General features: G+C 71.6%; 12 protein-coding genes. 7 read left to right on the top strand and 5 right to left on the bottom strand.

What is annotated here, in order from left to right; genetic code table 11:
- Window positions 1–10: 10 nt before the first annotated feature.
- Genes Ari01nite_RS16085 through Ari01nite_RS16075 form a run of 3 tightly spaced genes read right to left on the bottom strand, consistent with a single transcriptional unit; the run spans window position 11 to window position 3249 of the window.
- Window positions 11–862 carry a bifunctional DNA primase/polymerase gene (locus Ari01nite_RS16085; RefSeq protein ID WP_203782058.1) on the bottom strand — a complete coding sequence of 284 codons (852 nt, stop codon included), beginning with the start codon at window positions 860–862 and terminating at the stop codon, window positions 11–13.
- Between the two features lie 22 nt (window positions 863–884).
- Window positions 885–1913: a beta family protein gene (locus tag Ari01nite_RS16080; RefSeq protein WP_203782057.1), complete on the bottom strand. Its 1029-nt coding sequence runs from the start codon at window positions 1911–1913 to the stop codon at window positions 885–887.
- 4 nt (window positions 1914–1917) lie between these two features.
- A complete protein-coding gene (locus Ari01nite_RS16075) occupies window positions 1918–3249 on the bottom strand; it encodes an AAA family ATPase (protein ID WP_203782056.1) in 1332 nt (443 codons plus the stop codon).
- Between the two features lie 97 nt (window positions 3250–3346).
- Here Ari01nite_RS16075 and Ari01nite_RS16070 point away from each other — a divergent pair, with 97 nt between their 5' ends.
- From Ari01nite_RS16070 to Ari01nite_RS16045, 6 genes are all read left to right on the top strand, one after another.
- On the top strand, window positions 3347–3727 hold the full coding sequence (locus Ari01nite_RS16070; protein WP_203782055.1) for a YbaB/EbfC family nucleoid-associated protein: 381 nt from the start codon (window positions 3347–3349) through the stop codon (window positions 3725–3727).
- A complete protein-coding gene (locus Ari01nite_RS16065; protein WP_203782054.1) occupies window positions 3720–4019 on the top strand; it encodes a type VII secretion target in 300 nt (99 codons plus the stop codon). Before Ari01nite_RS16070 ends, Ari01nite_RS16065 begins: the two co-directional genes overlap by 8 nt.
- A complete protein-coding gene (locus Ari01nite_RS16060) occupies window positions 4016–5071 on the top strand; it encodes a WXG100 family type VII secretion target (RefSeq protein WP_203782053.1) in 1056 nt (351 codons plus the stop codon). Before Ari01nite_RS16065 ends, Ari01nite_RS16060 begins: the two co-directional genes overlap by 4 nt.
- 8 nt (window positions 5072–5079) lie before the next feature.
- Complete coding sequence (locus Ari01nite_RS16055; protein ID WP_203782052.1) at window positions 5080–5394, top strand: hypothetical protein; 315 nt, start codon at window positions 5080–5082, stop codon at window positions 5392–5394.
- A 637-nt stretch (window positions 5395–6031) separates the two neighbouring features.
- Entirely contained in the window at window positions 6032–6700 is a 669-nt protein-coding gene (locus Ari01nite_RS16050; RefSeq protein ID WP_203782051.1) for a hypothetical protein, read from the top strand.
- A 229-nt stretch (window positions 6701–6929) separates the two neighbouring features.
- Complete coding sequence (locus Ari01nite_RS16045) at window positions 6930–7730, top strand: SDR family NAD(P)-dependent oxidoreductase (RefSeq protein ID WP_203782050.1); 801 nt, start codon at window positions 6930–6932, stop codon at window positions 7728–7730.
- Here Ari01nite_RS16045 and Ari01nite_RS16040 read toward each other — a convergent pair.
- The gene (locus Ari01nite_RS16040) at window positions 7709–8788 is read right to left on the bottom strand and encodes a hypothetical protein (RefSeq protein WP_203782049.1); all 1080 of its coding nucleotides are present in this window, start codon (window positions 8786–8788) and stop codon (window positions 7709–7711) included. The two genes, Ari01nite_RS16045 and Ari01nite_RS16040, sit on opposite strands and share 22 nt — an antisense overlap.
- 133 nt (window positions 8789–8921) lie before the next feature.
- Between Ari01nite_RS16040 and Ari01nite_RS16035 the strand changes: the two genes are divergently transcribed.
- Entirely contained in the window at window positions 8922–13940 is a 5019-nt protein-coding gene (locus Ari01nite_RS16035; RefSeq protein ID WP_203782048.1) for an arginase family protein, read from the top strand.
- Here the strand turns inward: Ari01nite_RS16035 and Ari01nite_RS16030 are convergent.
- On the bottom strand, window positions 13930–14193 hold the full coding sequence (locus tag Ari01nite_RS16030) for a hypothetical protein (protein ID WP_203782047.1): 264 nt from the start codon (window positions 14191–14193) through the stop codon (window positions 13930–13932). The two genes, Ari01nite_RS16035 and Ari01nite_RS16030, sit on opposite strands and share 11 nt — an antisense overlap.

Here is a 14193-nt window from a genome sequence, read left to right as displayed (position 1 = left end):
TAACTTTGGATCACGCTACATGCGGGGCAGGCTCGCGATCGATCGGTGCGCGCCGGCCGGCCGTCAAGCCCGAACGAATGGTGCGGCGGGTCTCGGCCCGGCCCAGACCGGACCGCCGCGCGGCCGCATCCAGCTCGCGGGTCACGTCGCTCGTGTCGAGCAATCCCGCGCCCACCAGGCGGCCCAGCGCAAAGGCCGCCCGGTTGAGCGTGTCGTTGCGGGTGCCGGGCACCGCGGTCGCGACCCGGTCGGCCTCGGCGGCCAGTGCGGCCCGGCCGTACTGCTGGGGGTGGGCTATCCGGCGGTGCGCCGACGGAGCGGGAGCGGGACCCTCGATCAGGGCGCGCAGCGCGGCGGGACCGGGCGGCAGGTCGTCATCCGGAGGGCGCACCCAGCGGTAGCCGGCGCCGCTCACGTGGCGGGAGGGCGGGGCCACCACGTAGCCGCCGAGGCCGCGCCAGTCGAGGCCGGGCAGCAGGTGGACGCGGTTGCCATAGCCCAGCGGGCGGAACCAGAGATGCCACCCGCCGCCGCCCGTGCGGACCCGGGGGCCTGGCGGCAGCGTGCCGCCGAGGAGGTGGCTGAGGCCGTGCCAGCCCTCGGGCGAATCGATGTCGGCGACGTCCATCGCGATGCCGGTGCACAGGCCCACGTTGGCCGACGGCCAGCGGGCCCACCACATCTCGATCAGGCGCTGGTCGGTGCTGGCGTCGGTCAGGCCGTGCCGTAGCCGGGGATGTTTGCCGGGACTGTCGCATCGCACTCCTCTGTCGCAGGAACAACCGCCGCTCGGGCCAGGCGTGTGCACCGGCAGGACCGGGATCCCGTGCCGGGCGTATGCCAGGGCGGCTGTCAGTGACATTAGAACAAGCGTACGACAGTTTTCAGAGCGTCCGGAGCACGTGCGCGATGTGGTGCGACGTGCTCCACGACATCCAGCTGGCCGGACTGCCGCCGCCGTGCGCTGTGCGCGCCCGCCGGGCGATCTCGGCGTCACCCCAGGAGAACCGGGCGCCCGCGGCCGGCCAGTGCGGCGACCGCACCAGCGTGCGGCACAGGTCGTGGCAGCGGTCGTCGCTGCGTCCGCCGCGGCGTGACCAGCGGTAGATCCACCAGTTGTGCTCGGCGGTGTACCGCAGCGTCGGCAGTTGCCGGTGCCGCTGGACGCCGTGCCGCCGGATCGGGGAGGTCACGCCGTAGTCCGCATATCCGATACCCGGTTCGCCCAGCCGCGCCCACACTCGTGCGTCCAGCCGGCCCACCGTGACCGGGCGATCGGTGGGCAGGTCGTCGAGGTTGGGCGGCATCGCGCCGGACGCCACACTCACCGAGCGCCACGGCATGCTGCGGGCCCAGCGCAGCACCCGGCGGGCCTGCTCCTCGACCGCGTCCGCATGCGACGCGCAGGCCGTCTCGGCCAGGTCGATCAGCAGGTCGACCTCGTCAACCTCGAGGTGGGCGCGGCTCAGCAGCCGGGCGGTGACCTCGGAGGCGGCCGCCGGATTCCCGGCGTCGATGTGCGGCCTCAGCCGCAACACCGCGCGGCGCAGGTGCATGCGTGCCGCCAGGCCATGTGCGGCGAGACGTCGATTGCTGTCGTACGCCCTGAGCACCGGCAACATGGCGACGCCCAGGTCGGAGAGCTCCTCGGCCAGGTCGAGTGAGGGCACCACCATGGGGTCGTCCGGGTCGGGCAGCGCACCGAGGTCGATCGCGATGGCACCGGTGCGCGGCGGCATCTGCCGGATCAGCGGGAGGATGCTCGGACCGGGCTCGAGCTCGAGGATCGGGGTGACCCGGACCGCGTCGTCCGGTGTCAGGTGGCTCAACGCCGTCAGTTCCCCGCGCCGCGGGCGGAGGATGGGCCGGTAGGCGTCGTCGCGAATGGACCCCGCCGTCGTGAAGACCGCCATTCACTTAAAGTAGCGACTTGTGTCGTCTTCGCGACACTCCTTGATGTAAATATGTGAGTATCGACTGGTTCGCCTCCCAGCCGTCGGGGAATTTCACCGGCACGTTCAGATGCACCGGCTCGGTCGACGGGTGCGCGTCGAGCAACTCGGCGATGCCCGCCCGGGCCACCACCACGCAGCCGTGCCGGTGCCGGGAGGTGAGCACGCACAGCCGCCCGGACTCGAGGTGGAACGCGGTCGCGTCGCGCCGGCCGGACAGCGGGTGCAGGACGACGGTCAGGTCGTACTCCCGGCCCTGGAGGCGGTTGGCCGTGTCGACCGTGACGCCGGCCGCCTCGGGTGGGAGCAGCGCCCGGATCGCCGCCACCTGGTCACGGTGGGCCGCGCCGATCGCGAGCCGGCCGGCGGTGAGCGGGCCGCCGCCCGACTCGGACGCGGTGCCGGCGCCCCGCGACAGGGCCCGGCCGGCGAGCGCCGCGCAGGCCGCCGCGGCCTCGGCGTCGGTGCGGATGGTGAACCGGGCCGGAAGCTCGTGCAACCCCCAGCCGGTGGCGGCGGCCGCGTCGAGGGCGTCGTCGAGCGGACCGGACCCGGCCGTGTCGAAGTGCAGGGTGCGGTCGCCCGGGCCGGTGCCCGAGCGGAAGCCGGTGAACGGGTAGAACGCCTCGGCCACCACCGGGGCGGCGGTGTGCGGCAGGCGCCACGACACCGGCAGGCGGTGCACCGGCAGGTCGGGGTTGTGTCGCAGCAGGACGGCCACGGCGGACTGCATCGGGTCCCAGGACAGGCCGGTCCAGCGGTCGACCTCGACGGTCGAGAACGGGTCGAGCTGGCCCGGGTCGCCCACGAAAAGTGCCCGCTCGAACCGCGGCGCGACCCGGAGCAGGGCGTCGGAGCGCATCTGGTACGCCTCGTCGACGATCGCCCACGGCCAGACGCCCTCGGACACGGTCGCCCACTTTGCGGCCGTGCCGATGGTGACCGCGGGCGCGCCGAGATCGGCCACCTTGGCGCCGACCCGGCAGGCCGGATGCTCACGGACCCGGTCGCTCGGCGCGTAGTCGACCGCGGACAACCGGCCCACCAGGACACCCGGCGACCGCTGACCGAGCCGCTCGATCAGATCGTCGACCTGCTCGTTGGTCTGCGCCACGATCATCAACGGCGCGCCCGGCGCGGCCAGCTCGCCGGCGGCCCGCACCACCAGGGTCGACTTGCCGGCGCCCGGCGGCGAGTCGACCACCACCCCGCGATGGTCACCGGTGCGCAGGTCACGCAGGACCGCATCGACGACGCGGGCGGCCTCGACGGCCGGGCTGAGGGCGTTCGGTGTCACCCGGCGACGGTAGCGCGGGGCTCCGACAATTCCGCGCAGGCTTGGCACGTGTGGCTACCGTGTGTGCCGACTTGGTAACTCTCGATGGAGGTCGTCCATGTTCGACGGTCGAGACTTCGAGGCGGCCGAGCGCCGGGTCGACGACTGGCAGGCCGGGATCGAGGCGCGCGCCGCTCAGACCCGGGACCTGTCGGCGCGGCTCACCCGGTTGCTGGCCACGGCCCGCAGCGACGACAACCTGGTCGAGGTCACCGTCGGTGCGACGGGTGACCTGGTGGCGCTGACCCTGGACGAGCGCATCCGGCAGCGCCCGGCGGCCGACACCGCCCGGGAGATCATGGCGACCCTGCGGCAGGCCCGGGCGGCCCTGGTCACGGCGGTCGCCGCGGCCACCGACGAAACCGTCGGAACGGACTCGGCGACCGGCCGGGCGATCATCGCGTCCTACACCGGCCGGCTCGGTGACCCGGATGCATAGGTACGTCGGCGTGCGGCATCCCGACCTGGTCACCCATGCCGGCACGGTCGCGGCCATCGCCGATCGGGTGACCACCGCCGCCCGAGCCGGCCGGGTCGTCCGGCCGAGCTCTCACGCGTACGGGGAAATGGGGTTGATCTTGCCCTTGATGCTGGGCGCACTGCAGGACGTGCTGGTGGACGGCATCGACCAGGCGGCGGCTTCGGTGCGGGACACGGCGGAGCGGGTCCGCACGACGGCGCAGGAGTACGAGGCGGCGGACCTTCGGCAGACCTTCCGGCCGGGCCGGTGACAGCGCCGGTTGCCGACGCCGGGCCGGCGCCCTGGGCGGGCATCTGGATCGCCGAGGACATCGAGATGATCGCGGCCGGCGTCCGCTCGGGCAACTGGGTCGAGAACACCCTGGGCGTGGCGGGCGGCGGGCTGGACGCGCTGGCGCTGGCGGTGGATCCGGTGGGGGTGCTGCTCCAGTACGGGATCGCGTGGCTGCTCGAACACGTGGAGCCGCTGGCGGAGGCGCTGGACTGGCTGGCAGGCGATCCGGGCGAGATCGCGGCACATGCGCAGACCTGGCGGAACGTGGCGGCTTCGCTGGGGAGTGAGGCGGAAGGGCTGGAGCGGGCGGTCCGCTGGGACACGACCGAGTGGGCCGGCGCGGCGGGGGATGCGTATCGGGCCTGGGCTTCGGGGCGGGGGCAGACTCTTGCGGCCCTGGGGCAGGCCGCCGAGGCGATGGCGGCGATGACCGAGGGCGCCGGGGTTCTCATCGGGACTGTGCGGCTGATGGTTCGGGATGCGGTCGCGGTGGTGGTTTCCCGGTTGGTGGTGTACGCGGGGGAGTTGCTCGCCACCGGGGGGCTGGCTGCTCCGGTTGTGGTGGGGCAGGTGGGGGCGCTCTGCGCTTCGTGGGGGGCGCGGATCGCGGGGTGGTTGCGGGATCTGATCGCGAGTTTGCGGAGGTTGGTGAGCGAGGGCGATCGTCTGACGAGGCTGATCGACAAGCTCAAGAGGCTGCTGCACGGCCGTGGTAGCGGTGTCCCGGAGGCGCCTCGCGAACCAAACAAGAAGATCGGCGCGCCCACCGACTTCGACCCGGACGAGTTGCGCGGCCTTACCGCGGACGACGTGAAGGCGCGGATTCCGGCCGACTGGGTGGCTCGACCGAGCCGGGCCGGCGGTGGGTCGGTCTACGGTGACCCGCACAACCGAGGCCGCCAGGTGCGCATCATGCCCGGCTATCCGCCGGGGAGCCGGCCCGAACCGGTGACCTGGGGGCCGTACGCCGAGGTTTGCCAGAATGGTGTCGCGCTGAAGATTCCCCTTGCCGGCAATCCGACCCTGTGAGGACCCAAGTGAGCGAGAACGACGCCGAATCGTGGCTCACGCAGCAGGCGCAGGATCTGCTGGAACAGGGCACATTCGGGCTCTACGAGCTGGTGTGGGGCATGCGCGGCGCGCACTTCGGGTTGACCGACGCCGAAGCCATCGCCCTGGCCGGGCGGGTGGTGCGCCGGCTGGTCGACCGGGGCGCGGCGCAGATCTTCGCGGTTTCGTGGCCCGCGCTCGAGGTGATCGACGGGCCGTTGCCGGCCGCTGTTCTGGACGAGCCGAAGTCGTGGTCGGAGGGTGAGTCGGGGCCGATGGTCGGGTTGGTCCCAGCGGCCTGACGCGGGGTCGAAGGCAGCGACGCAGATTTCCGTCGGGCCCAGGCGGCGTCCCGGTATCTGGGTGGAGATCTTGTCCACGTAGTGGACTTTGGACCGTCTGGCTGCAACGGATAAATGCGGCCTATAGGGACACAAAGGTGCCCGCTGGGCCGTGTCGCTGGGCAAGTGACGGAAATCTGACAGGTGGGTGGTTAAGAGGGTGGCTGCGGGTTCTGTGGTTGATCTTGAGGGATCGGGGGGTGCGGCGACGGGGTGATCGAATGGGAGCGCGCCCATGGTCATGGAGGATTCATGATCATGAGGATGGTGGTGCTGGTGAGGGCAATGTGGATCGTAACTGTGGGTGGAAGTTTGCGTGGTGGTCACGACTTTGAAATAAGGCGGTGATTCACTATGGGTGCGGTTCGAATTATGAGGCCGACATGCAACTTGCACGCGCGGTTCGCCGTGCAAGTTGCATGTTTTGCACCGCTTGGACCTGCGGCTCCGTCGTCGTGGCTCAGTTCTGATCGTCGCGCTGGATTTCATTCATGAGCGTTTCTGCGATGTGGGAAGTGGACCCTTCCAGTCGATCACTGGAAGTGGAACTCTTCTAAGCCAGCAGTAACGCCCGCGACACGGACGGTGGTGGTAACGAATGCGCCCAGACGTTCTGGTCGGTCCGAGCGAGTGGGTGGTCGAACAGTTCGGCGAAAAGATTGCCGGCGAACTGTGGACCCGGGTACCGGAGGCGTTGAGCACCGCGATCGACCGCGAGGTCAACGCCCACCCCGCTATGACGCAGACCATGGAACGAGTACTCGCGAATCCGCGATGGCCGCTTCCGTACGAGGAGTTGGTGCTGTTCCTGGGCACGCTCCCCGGCGCCGAGATCATCAGTGTTCCCAAATCCGTCTACCAACTCGTCGTGATCAACGGACATGTCGTGGTGCCCTGGTGCTACGGGCAGTCCGCCCGGCTGTCCATGAAGGATGCCGAGGTCGGCCGCTCGTTCGGCCGGCTCGCCCGGGAGTTGCTGCGCCGCTTCGGGCCGCCGTGGCGCCGTTCCCAGGCCGAAACGCCGCTTCCCCTCGACGCCGTCGATGAGCGTGAAGTCGCCAAGATCTGCGCGGCCATCGCCAAGATGAACCCCAGACCCGAGGTGGTGATCGCCGGTTTCGCCGGTGCTCCGCACCTCGGCTTGCTCCGCGCCTGCCTCGGTGAGATCAAGTCCACCGACAACGGCTCGCTCAACTGGAGCCACTTGGACGACCTGCCCCTTCCGCCCCCGGTCATTCCCCGCCCACGTCGGATGCAGTTCCCATAGACCGCCGTCCCCCGAGCGCCGCCGGGCGACATGGACGGTTTGTACCGTTCAGCCGCCCGGCCCCGGGGAACGCCCCGGCTATGGAACGAGGTCGCAGCTAACACGGACCCGGCTCGACGAGGCGATGGAGCGGGCGGTTCAGGGCGTTCCCGGAAGTCGTGCCGAGGAGTGGCGCATGCCGAGCCACCCGGAAGAGGCGCTGGGCCGCTCGTCGTAGAAGAATCGACGGGTGGGTGCCTCTTACGTGGTGACCGGCGGCGGCCGGGGCGTCGGCCGGGCAATCGTCGAGCGGCTCGCGGCTGCGGGCGACGCGGTGGCGATCGTGGAGTTCGACGCGTCGGCGCTGGAGTGGGCCGAGGACCATCCCGCGGCCGCGCGGCTGCTGCCGATCGTGGGCGACGCGTCCAGCGAGGAGGTGGCCGACCGGGCGGCCCGGGCGGCGGCGGGGATGGCGCCGCTGCGCGGGTGGGTCAACAACGCGGCGGTGTTCCGGGACGCGTGGCTGCACGAGACCCCGGCGCGTGAGGTGTTGAACCTGGTCGGGCGCAACCTGGACCCGGTGGTGGTGGGGTGCGCCGCGGCGATCCGGCACTTCCTGTCTGGGGATCCGGCCGGTACGTCGATCGTGAACGTGTCGTCCCACCAGGGGCAGCGGGCCGTTCGTGGCGCCTTCGCCTACGCGACGGCGAAAGCAGCGATCGAGGGGGTGACTCGCGCTTTGGCGGTTGATTACGGGCCTTTGGGCGTACGGGTAAACGCTGTTGCCCTTGGCTCTGTCGCCACTGAGCGGTCCGAGGGTCACCTGGCCGGGTTGGCCGCCGCGGAACGTGCCCATTTCGAGCGGGAGATCCGGTTGCTGCAGCCGCTCGGCCGGATGGGACGGACCACCGAGGTCGCCGACGTGGTGGCCTTCCTCCTCTCCGAGCAGGCCGCCTTCGTCAGCGGGGCGATCATCCCGGTCGACGGCGGCCGCTCGGCGGTGGGGCGGGACCCCGAGGAGGTGGACCCTTACCGCTCCGACGCCAGGTAGGCGGTGGAGAACGGCTCCTTGCGGGCGCGCATGTCGGCGTACGCGGTCAGCAGCATGGGCGAGAAGACGATGCCGATGGCGACCGAGAACGCCGCGGTGACGAGTTCGGTCAGGACCACGGTCGCGACGGCCGGGTCGGTGGCCGGCGTGAGCGCGCCCAGGATGAAGGAGGTGGCGAAGCTGATGCCGATGGTGATGCCCATCAGGGTCGCGATCCGGGCGAGTGCGGCGCCGAAGTCGGCGTGGAACAGTTCGAACGCGCGACCCAGGCCCTTGCCGGGTTCGAGCAGGACGATCGCGGGCAGCACCGCGACGACCGCGATCATGTAGAGGCCGGGCAGAACGCAGAGGATCAAGCCGACCAGTATGATCAGGCCGGCCACGATGGCCCAGCCGAGCAGGGCGGGCGCGCGGCCGAGCACGCTGCGCAGAGCCTGGCCGATGGTGATGGGCTGACCAAGAGCAAGTTGTACGAGGTAACGCAGCGCGGCCAACTGGGTGATCAGACCGAGGACCACGGGGATCAGGAACAGCGCGAAGATCCCGAACAGCGCACCGAAGAAGGTCGCGGCGTCGAAGTCGGTGCTTTCGCTGACCACCACGTCGCTGTTGGTGACCAGGGTGGTGGCGACCGAGACCACGAAGAGCGGGACGGCCGCGATGAGCTGGATCAGCGCGAGCGGCTGCCAGGCGGCGCGGATCAGCCGGGAGCTGCGGTCCCACCAGCCGCTGAAGTCGGCGCTGACCAGCGGATCCTGCGGGCCGGCGTAGTAGGTGGGCGGCAGGCCGCCGGCGGGAGCGCCGTATCCGGGCGGCGACCCATAAGCAGGTGGCCCATAAGCAGGTGGCCCATAAGCAGGTGGCCCATAAGTGGGCGGCCCATAACCGGGTGGCGGTCCGGAAGCTTGCGGGTCGTAGCCCGGCGGCGGGTAGCCGCCAGGTGTGGCCGGACTGCTGCCCGCGGGCGGGCCGAACGGGTCCACCGGCGGCGGGAGGGACGTCGGGTCGTGCGGACTCGAGCGGTCGTCATCCGGTCGGCTCGGTGGCTGCTCGCTCACGGTTCCCCCGCCTTCATCCAGCATGATCAGCGGCGACACCATATCGCCGGTTATCACAGTACGGGCGGTCGGCCACCGCCGTGCGCGGGTCACAACGGGTGGACACGAGACAGCGCGGCCTAGAATTGGGAGGATGTCCGAGCAGCTGGAATCGCCCACGACGATCCGGGACCGGGCCGTTGCGGTGGCCGACTACCTGCTGGCCGTCCGCGCTCAGATGGAGCGCCCCGCCCGGACCGTCCCGGCCGATGCGCATTGGCTGGACGCCCGGCCCGACCATCCGGCCTGCCAGGTGGGCCCGTCCGCCGACGCCACTTCCTGGCTGCGCGTCGGCCTGCCCGACCTGCCCCCACCGGTCGCCGTCCCGGCCGCCCTGCGCCGCCGCCTCCGCGGCGACATCACCGCCACCGCAGAGCCCGCGGCGACGGAGGCGGCGACCGAAGCGGGCGAAGGGGCTGGGGAAGCGCCGGAGCACGACAACACCCCCACCGACCCGGACGACTTTGCGGACTGGCGGGACCGCGCCTGGCGACCGTGGGCGCACGCCACCGCTGAGGCGGAGAAGACCCGCGTGCTGCATCGGCGGCTCTTCGACCTGATGCATCAGCTGGACATGACCGCGGCCACCACCGAGCTGGTCTGGGGCCACGGCATCCTGAACGTCACCATCAACGGCGAACGGGTCCGCTACCCGCTCGTCGCCACGCCGGTGTTGATCGAGTACGAACCGGACCAGTCCCTCATCACGGTCTCGCCGGCCGGGCCATCGCGGCTGCAGACCGACGCCCTGAACGGGACCGACGAGCGGTACCTCGGGCAGCTTCTCGCGCTCGCCGGGCCGGCCGGCACGCTGGAGCTCGACCTGTGGAACGACCTGGATCGGCGGGAGTTCTTCGAGCGGGCGCTGGGTCGCCTCGGTCATGACCGGATCGTCACCGACGGGCGGCAGCAGGAGCTGACGCGGCCGCATATCGAGGACGTCGGCGTCCTCTTTGCCCGGCCCAAGCAGCGGCTGCTCCGGGGCTTCCTGGAGAGCCTCCGCGACCGGCTGCTCGCGGGTGACACGGCCAGCATCGGTGCGCTCGCCGCGATTGTGGCGCACGAGCCCAGCCGGCTGCGGATGCCGGACGACCGGCCCGAGGAGTGGCGGCGGGTGGGTGAGCGCCTGCTCATGCCGCTGCCCACCAACGAGGCGCAGGAGTCGATCGCGCGGCGGCTGGCCCAGCACCGCAACGTGGCGGTTCAGGGGCCGCCGGGCACCGGTAAGACGCACACCATCCGCAACCTGATCTGTCACCTGATGGCGAACGGCAAGCGGGTGCTCGTGGTGGCGCAGAAGGAGGACCCGCTGCGGGTGCTCCGGGACGGCCTGCCCGAGGAGATCCGGTCGCTCTGTCTGGCCGTGCTCGGCCGCACCACCGACCAGCTCGTCCAGTTGCAGCTGGCCGCCCGGGAACTCGCCGATCGGGCGGCCACCCTGGACAAGGTGGCCGAGGCGCGGCGGGTCGAGCGGCTCACCGGGCTGCTCGAGGATGCCGAGCGCGAGCTGGCCGTGGCGCTCGGCGGGTTGCGGTCGATCGCCGAGAACGAGGCGGTCACGTACCTGATCGACGGTGTTCCGCACCCGCCGGTCGAGGTGGGCGCCTGGCTGCGGGAGCGGGCGGCGACGCAGAGCGGCATCCCGGACCCGGTCTGGGTGCCGCCGCCGCTGTCCGGCGAGGAGTTCGCCGCGCTGCTCGACCTGGCGCGGCGCCTGGTGCCGGCCGACCGGGCCGCGGCGCTGCGGTCGCTGCCGGAGACCGCCGACCTGCCCGATGCCGCCACAGCGGCGCAGACCCGGGCCGAGCGCGACTCACTCCACGACCGGGTGTCCCGCTTGGCGGCGGATGGCTTAGATCTTGATGCCGTACGCGAGGCAGACCTGGACGCCCTGCGCGGTGACCTACGGGACGCGTTGACCTGGCTCCGTCGCCGGGAGGGTGCGTGGACCGATCGGCTCGGCCGGCTGCTGAACGACCCGCACTGGCGCTCGGTCTGGGCCGATCACGTGGCCGCCACCGAGACGCTGCTGGCCGAACTCGCCGCGCTGACCCGCCAGCTGGCCGGGCACCGGGTGGCGGTGCCGGACACGTACGCCCATGAGCCGAAACGCCTCCTGGCTCAGCTCGTCGAGATCAGGCAGCGCTTTGCTGCCGGTCGCGGGTTGAGCCGGCTCATGCAGGCCGCCCTGTTCAAGGTGGCCGACGACATGCGGGTGGACGGCGAGCCGCTGCGCACCGCCGAGGACGTCGACGTGGTGGCGGCCTGGGTGCGCCGGGTGCAGACTCGTCGCCGGCTGGGCGGGCACTGGTCGGAGTGGATCGACCGGCTGCAGATCGCCACCCCGCCGGACGGCTGGGGAGATCCGGAGATCTGGGCGGGCACGTTGCTGGCCGACGCGGGTCAGTCCCTGGATTGGGACGTACGGCATTGGCCGGCGCTCGCCGATCGGCTGGCTGTCGTCGTACCCCAGCATGATCTTGACCTGGATCCGGCGGCCCTGGCCGCGGTCGAAAGCCTGCTCGACGCGGCGCCCGCGGTCCTGGAACTGGACGCGATGACCGCGGCGGATCGTGCGGTGGCCGAGCGGCTGGCACCCTGGCCGCGGCTCGGCAAGGCCTGGTCGACGCTGGACGGCTGGGATGACGCGGTGGCCGAGGTGCGCCGGCTGACCGGGTTGCGACCTTCCGTTCGGCGGTACGTGGAACTGCGGGACCGGCTGGCCGAGGCGGCACCCGAGTGGGCCGCGCAGGTCGAGGCCGGACTGGTGCCCGCGGTGACCGGGCAGGCGTGCCTGGACGCGTGGGCCTGGCGGCGCGCGCAGACCTGGTTCGACGAGGTGATCGGCAGCGTCGACCCGGCCGTGCTGGCCAAGCGGGTGGAAAACACCCGCGACAAGATCCGCCGCCGCACCGCCGAACTGGTGGTGGCGTCGGCCTGGCTCGAGGTCTCCCGCAGCCTGGACGACCGGCGCAAGGCCGCGCTGGCCGACTGGACCACCGCCCTTCGCAAGATCGGTAAGGGCACCGGACGGACCGCGGCGGCCTGGCAGGCGCACGCGCAACGGGCCATGGAGTCGGCGGTCGAGGCGGTGCCGGTCTGGGTCATGTCGGTGGACCGGGCGATCGAGCAGTTCGCCGGTGGCGCCCGGTTCGACGTGGTGATCGTGGACGAGGCGTCGCAGGCCGATCTGTTCGCGCTGCCGGTGCTGGCGCTCGCCGAACGGGCCGTGGTGGTCGGCGACGACCAGCAGATCGGACCGCAGCTGGGCTTCGTCGGCTCGGTGTCCGGCCTGATCCACAGCCACCTCGACGACGTGCCGTCGGCCGAGCACTTCGACCCCGAGTCGTCGCTGTACGACCACGCGGTGCGCCGGTCGCCGGAGCGGATCCTGCTGACCGAGCACTTCCGCTGCGTACCGCAGATCATTGAGTTCTCCTCGCGGCACTACTACGACGGCAAGATCATGCCGTTGCGCGCGGACCGGCCGTCGCTCGCGCCGATCCGCACGGTGTTCCTCCCGGACGGGGTGCGTCAGCCGCTGCCCGGGTTCGGCGACGTGAACGTGTCCGAAGCATCCGCTCTTACCAGCCAAATCGCCGCATTGGTTAAAGATCCGAAATATGACGGCAAGACGCTCGGTGTCATCTCCCTGCTCAGCAGCAGCGGCCAGGCCGCCTACCTGCTGCAACTGCTGCGCGACGAGATCGGCGAGGACGAGATCCAGGCGCGCCGGCTGCGGGTCGGCGACGCGTACACGTTCCAGGGCGACGAGCGCGACATCGTGTTCGTGTCCATGGTGGTGTCCGACAACGATCCCCGCGTGGCGGCGTTCACCAAGCGCGAATATCACCGGCGGGTCAACGTGGCCGCGTCCCGGGCCCGCGACCAACTCTGGGTGTTCCACTCGGTGCGGCCGGGTTCGCTGCTCGCCGACGACCCGCGCGCCATGCTGCTCTCGTACGCGCTCAACCTGGCCCCCGCCGAGGAGGTCACCGACCTGGCCGCCCGCTGCGAGAGCGACTTCGAGCGGGATGTCCTCAAGCGACTGATGGCGCGCGGCTTCCGGCCGATCCCGCAGTTCCGGATCGGCGCCTACCGGATCGACTTCGTGCTGAACGCCCCCGACGGCCGGCGGCTCGCGATCGAGTGCGACGGCGACAGCTACCACGGCCCCGAGCAGTGGGAGAGCGACATGCGCCGGCAGGCCGTCCTGGAACGGGTCGGCAACTGCGTGTTCGTGCGCATCCGGGGCAGCATCTACGCCCGCGAGCCGGACGCCGCCATGCGCCCCGTCTGGCAACGCATCGAGGAGCTGGAGATCAAGCCGGTGCCGCGCCGCACGGTGGTCGAGATCGGCCAGTGGCAGGGCTCGGGCTCGCCGACCGCCCGGCGGCTCACGGCCGGTGCCGCCGAACTGGCCGGTCTCATCCCCGGCGACCAGCGGGTCCGGGTGCCGCTCGCGGACGGCGAACCCTCGGTGGCGCTGCTGGCCGCCAACCTGGCGGCCATCCGGTCGTCGCTCGGCGACCCGCCGCTCGTGACCCTGGGCGGCGACTGCGGCGTCGAGGTGGCGCCGATCGAGGCGGCGCTGGCCCGGCACGGCGACGGTCTCGCGGTGGTGTGGTTCGACGCGCACGCCGACCTGAACACGCCCGAGTCGTCGCCGTCCGGCGCGTTCCACGGCATGGTGCTGCGCACGCTGCTCGGCGAGGGCCACCCCGAGTTGCTGCCGCGCCGGCGGTTGCGTCCCGAGCAGGTCGTGCTGGCCGGGGTGCGGGCGCTGGACCCGGCCGAGAAGGAGTACGTGGCCGAGGCCGGCCTCGCCCACGTCGAGGTGGCCGGCCTGGCGTCGCTGCCGTCGGTGGTCGAGGCGACCGGTGCCCGCGCGGTGTACGTCCACATCGACCTGGACGTGCTCGACCCGGAGAGCTTCGCCGCGGTGGGCGCGCCCGAACCGGACGGCGTGACCCCCGACCAACTCGCGGCGGCGGTGCGCGCGCTGACCGACCGGTTCCCGCTGGCCGGCCTCGGCATCACCGAGTACGAACCGGACCGCCCGGCGGACCGGGCGGTGCTGGCGGCGCTGATCCCGGCGCTGCTCAGTCCATGACCGAGCCGGTCGTCCGCCCGATCGGGTCGGTGACGATGCAGATCGTGGAGCGGTCGGTCGCCCACCCGCCCTCGGACGGAAACAGATAACGCGTGTCCACCCTGGACACGACGTGCGGATCCCGGACCCGGTCCGCAAAATTGGCGGCGCAGACGCCTTCCGCACGCTCCCGCAGGGGTGCCGGGTAGGCGGGCGGCGGCGGAGCCTGCGGCGGGGCGGGTGGGTAGGTGCTGGGCGGCGTCTGATCGGTCAC

Origin of the sequence: Paractinoplanes rishiriensis (genome assembly GCF_016862375.1) — a bacterium.
Lineage (GTDB): Bacteria > Actinomycetota > Actinomycetes > Mycobacteriales > Micromonosporaceae > Actinoplanes > Actinoplanes rishiriensis.
The sequence above is the reverse complement of the archived record's forward strand: the minus strand, read 5'-3'. Positions and strand labels throughout refer to the sequence as shown.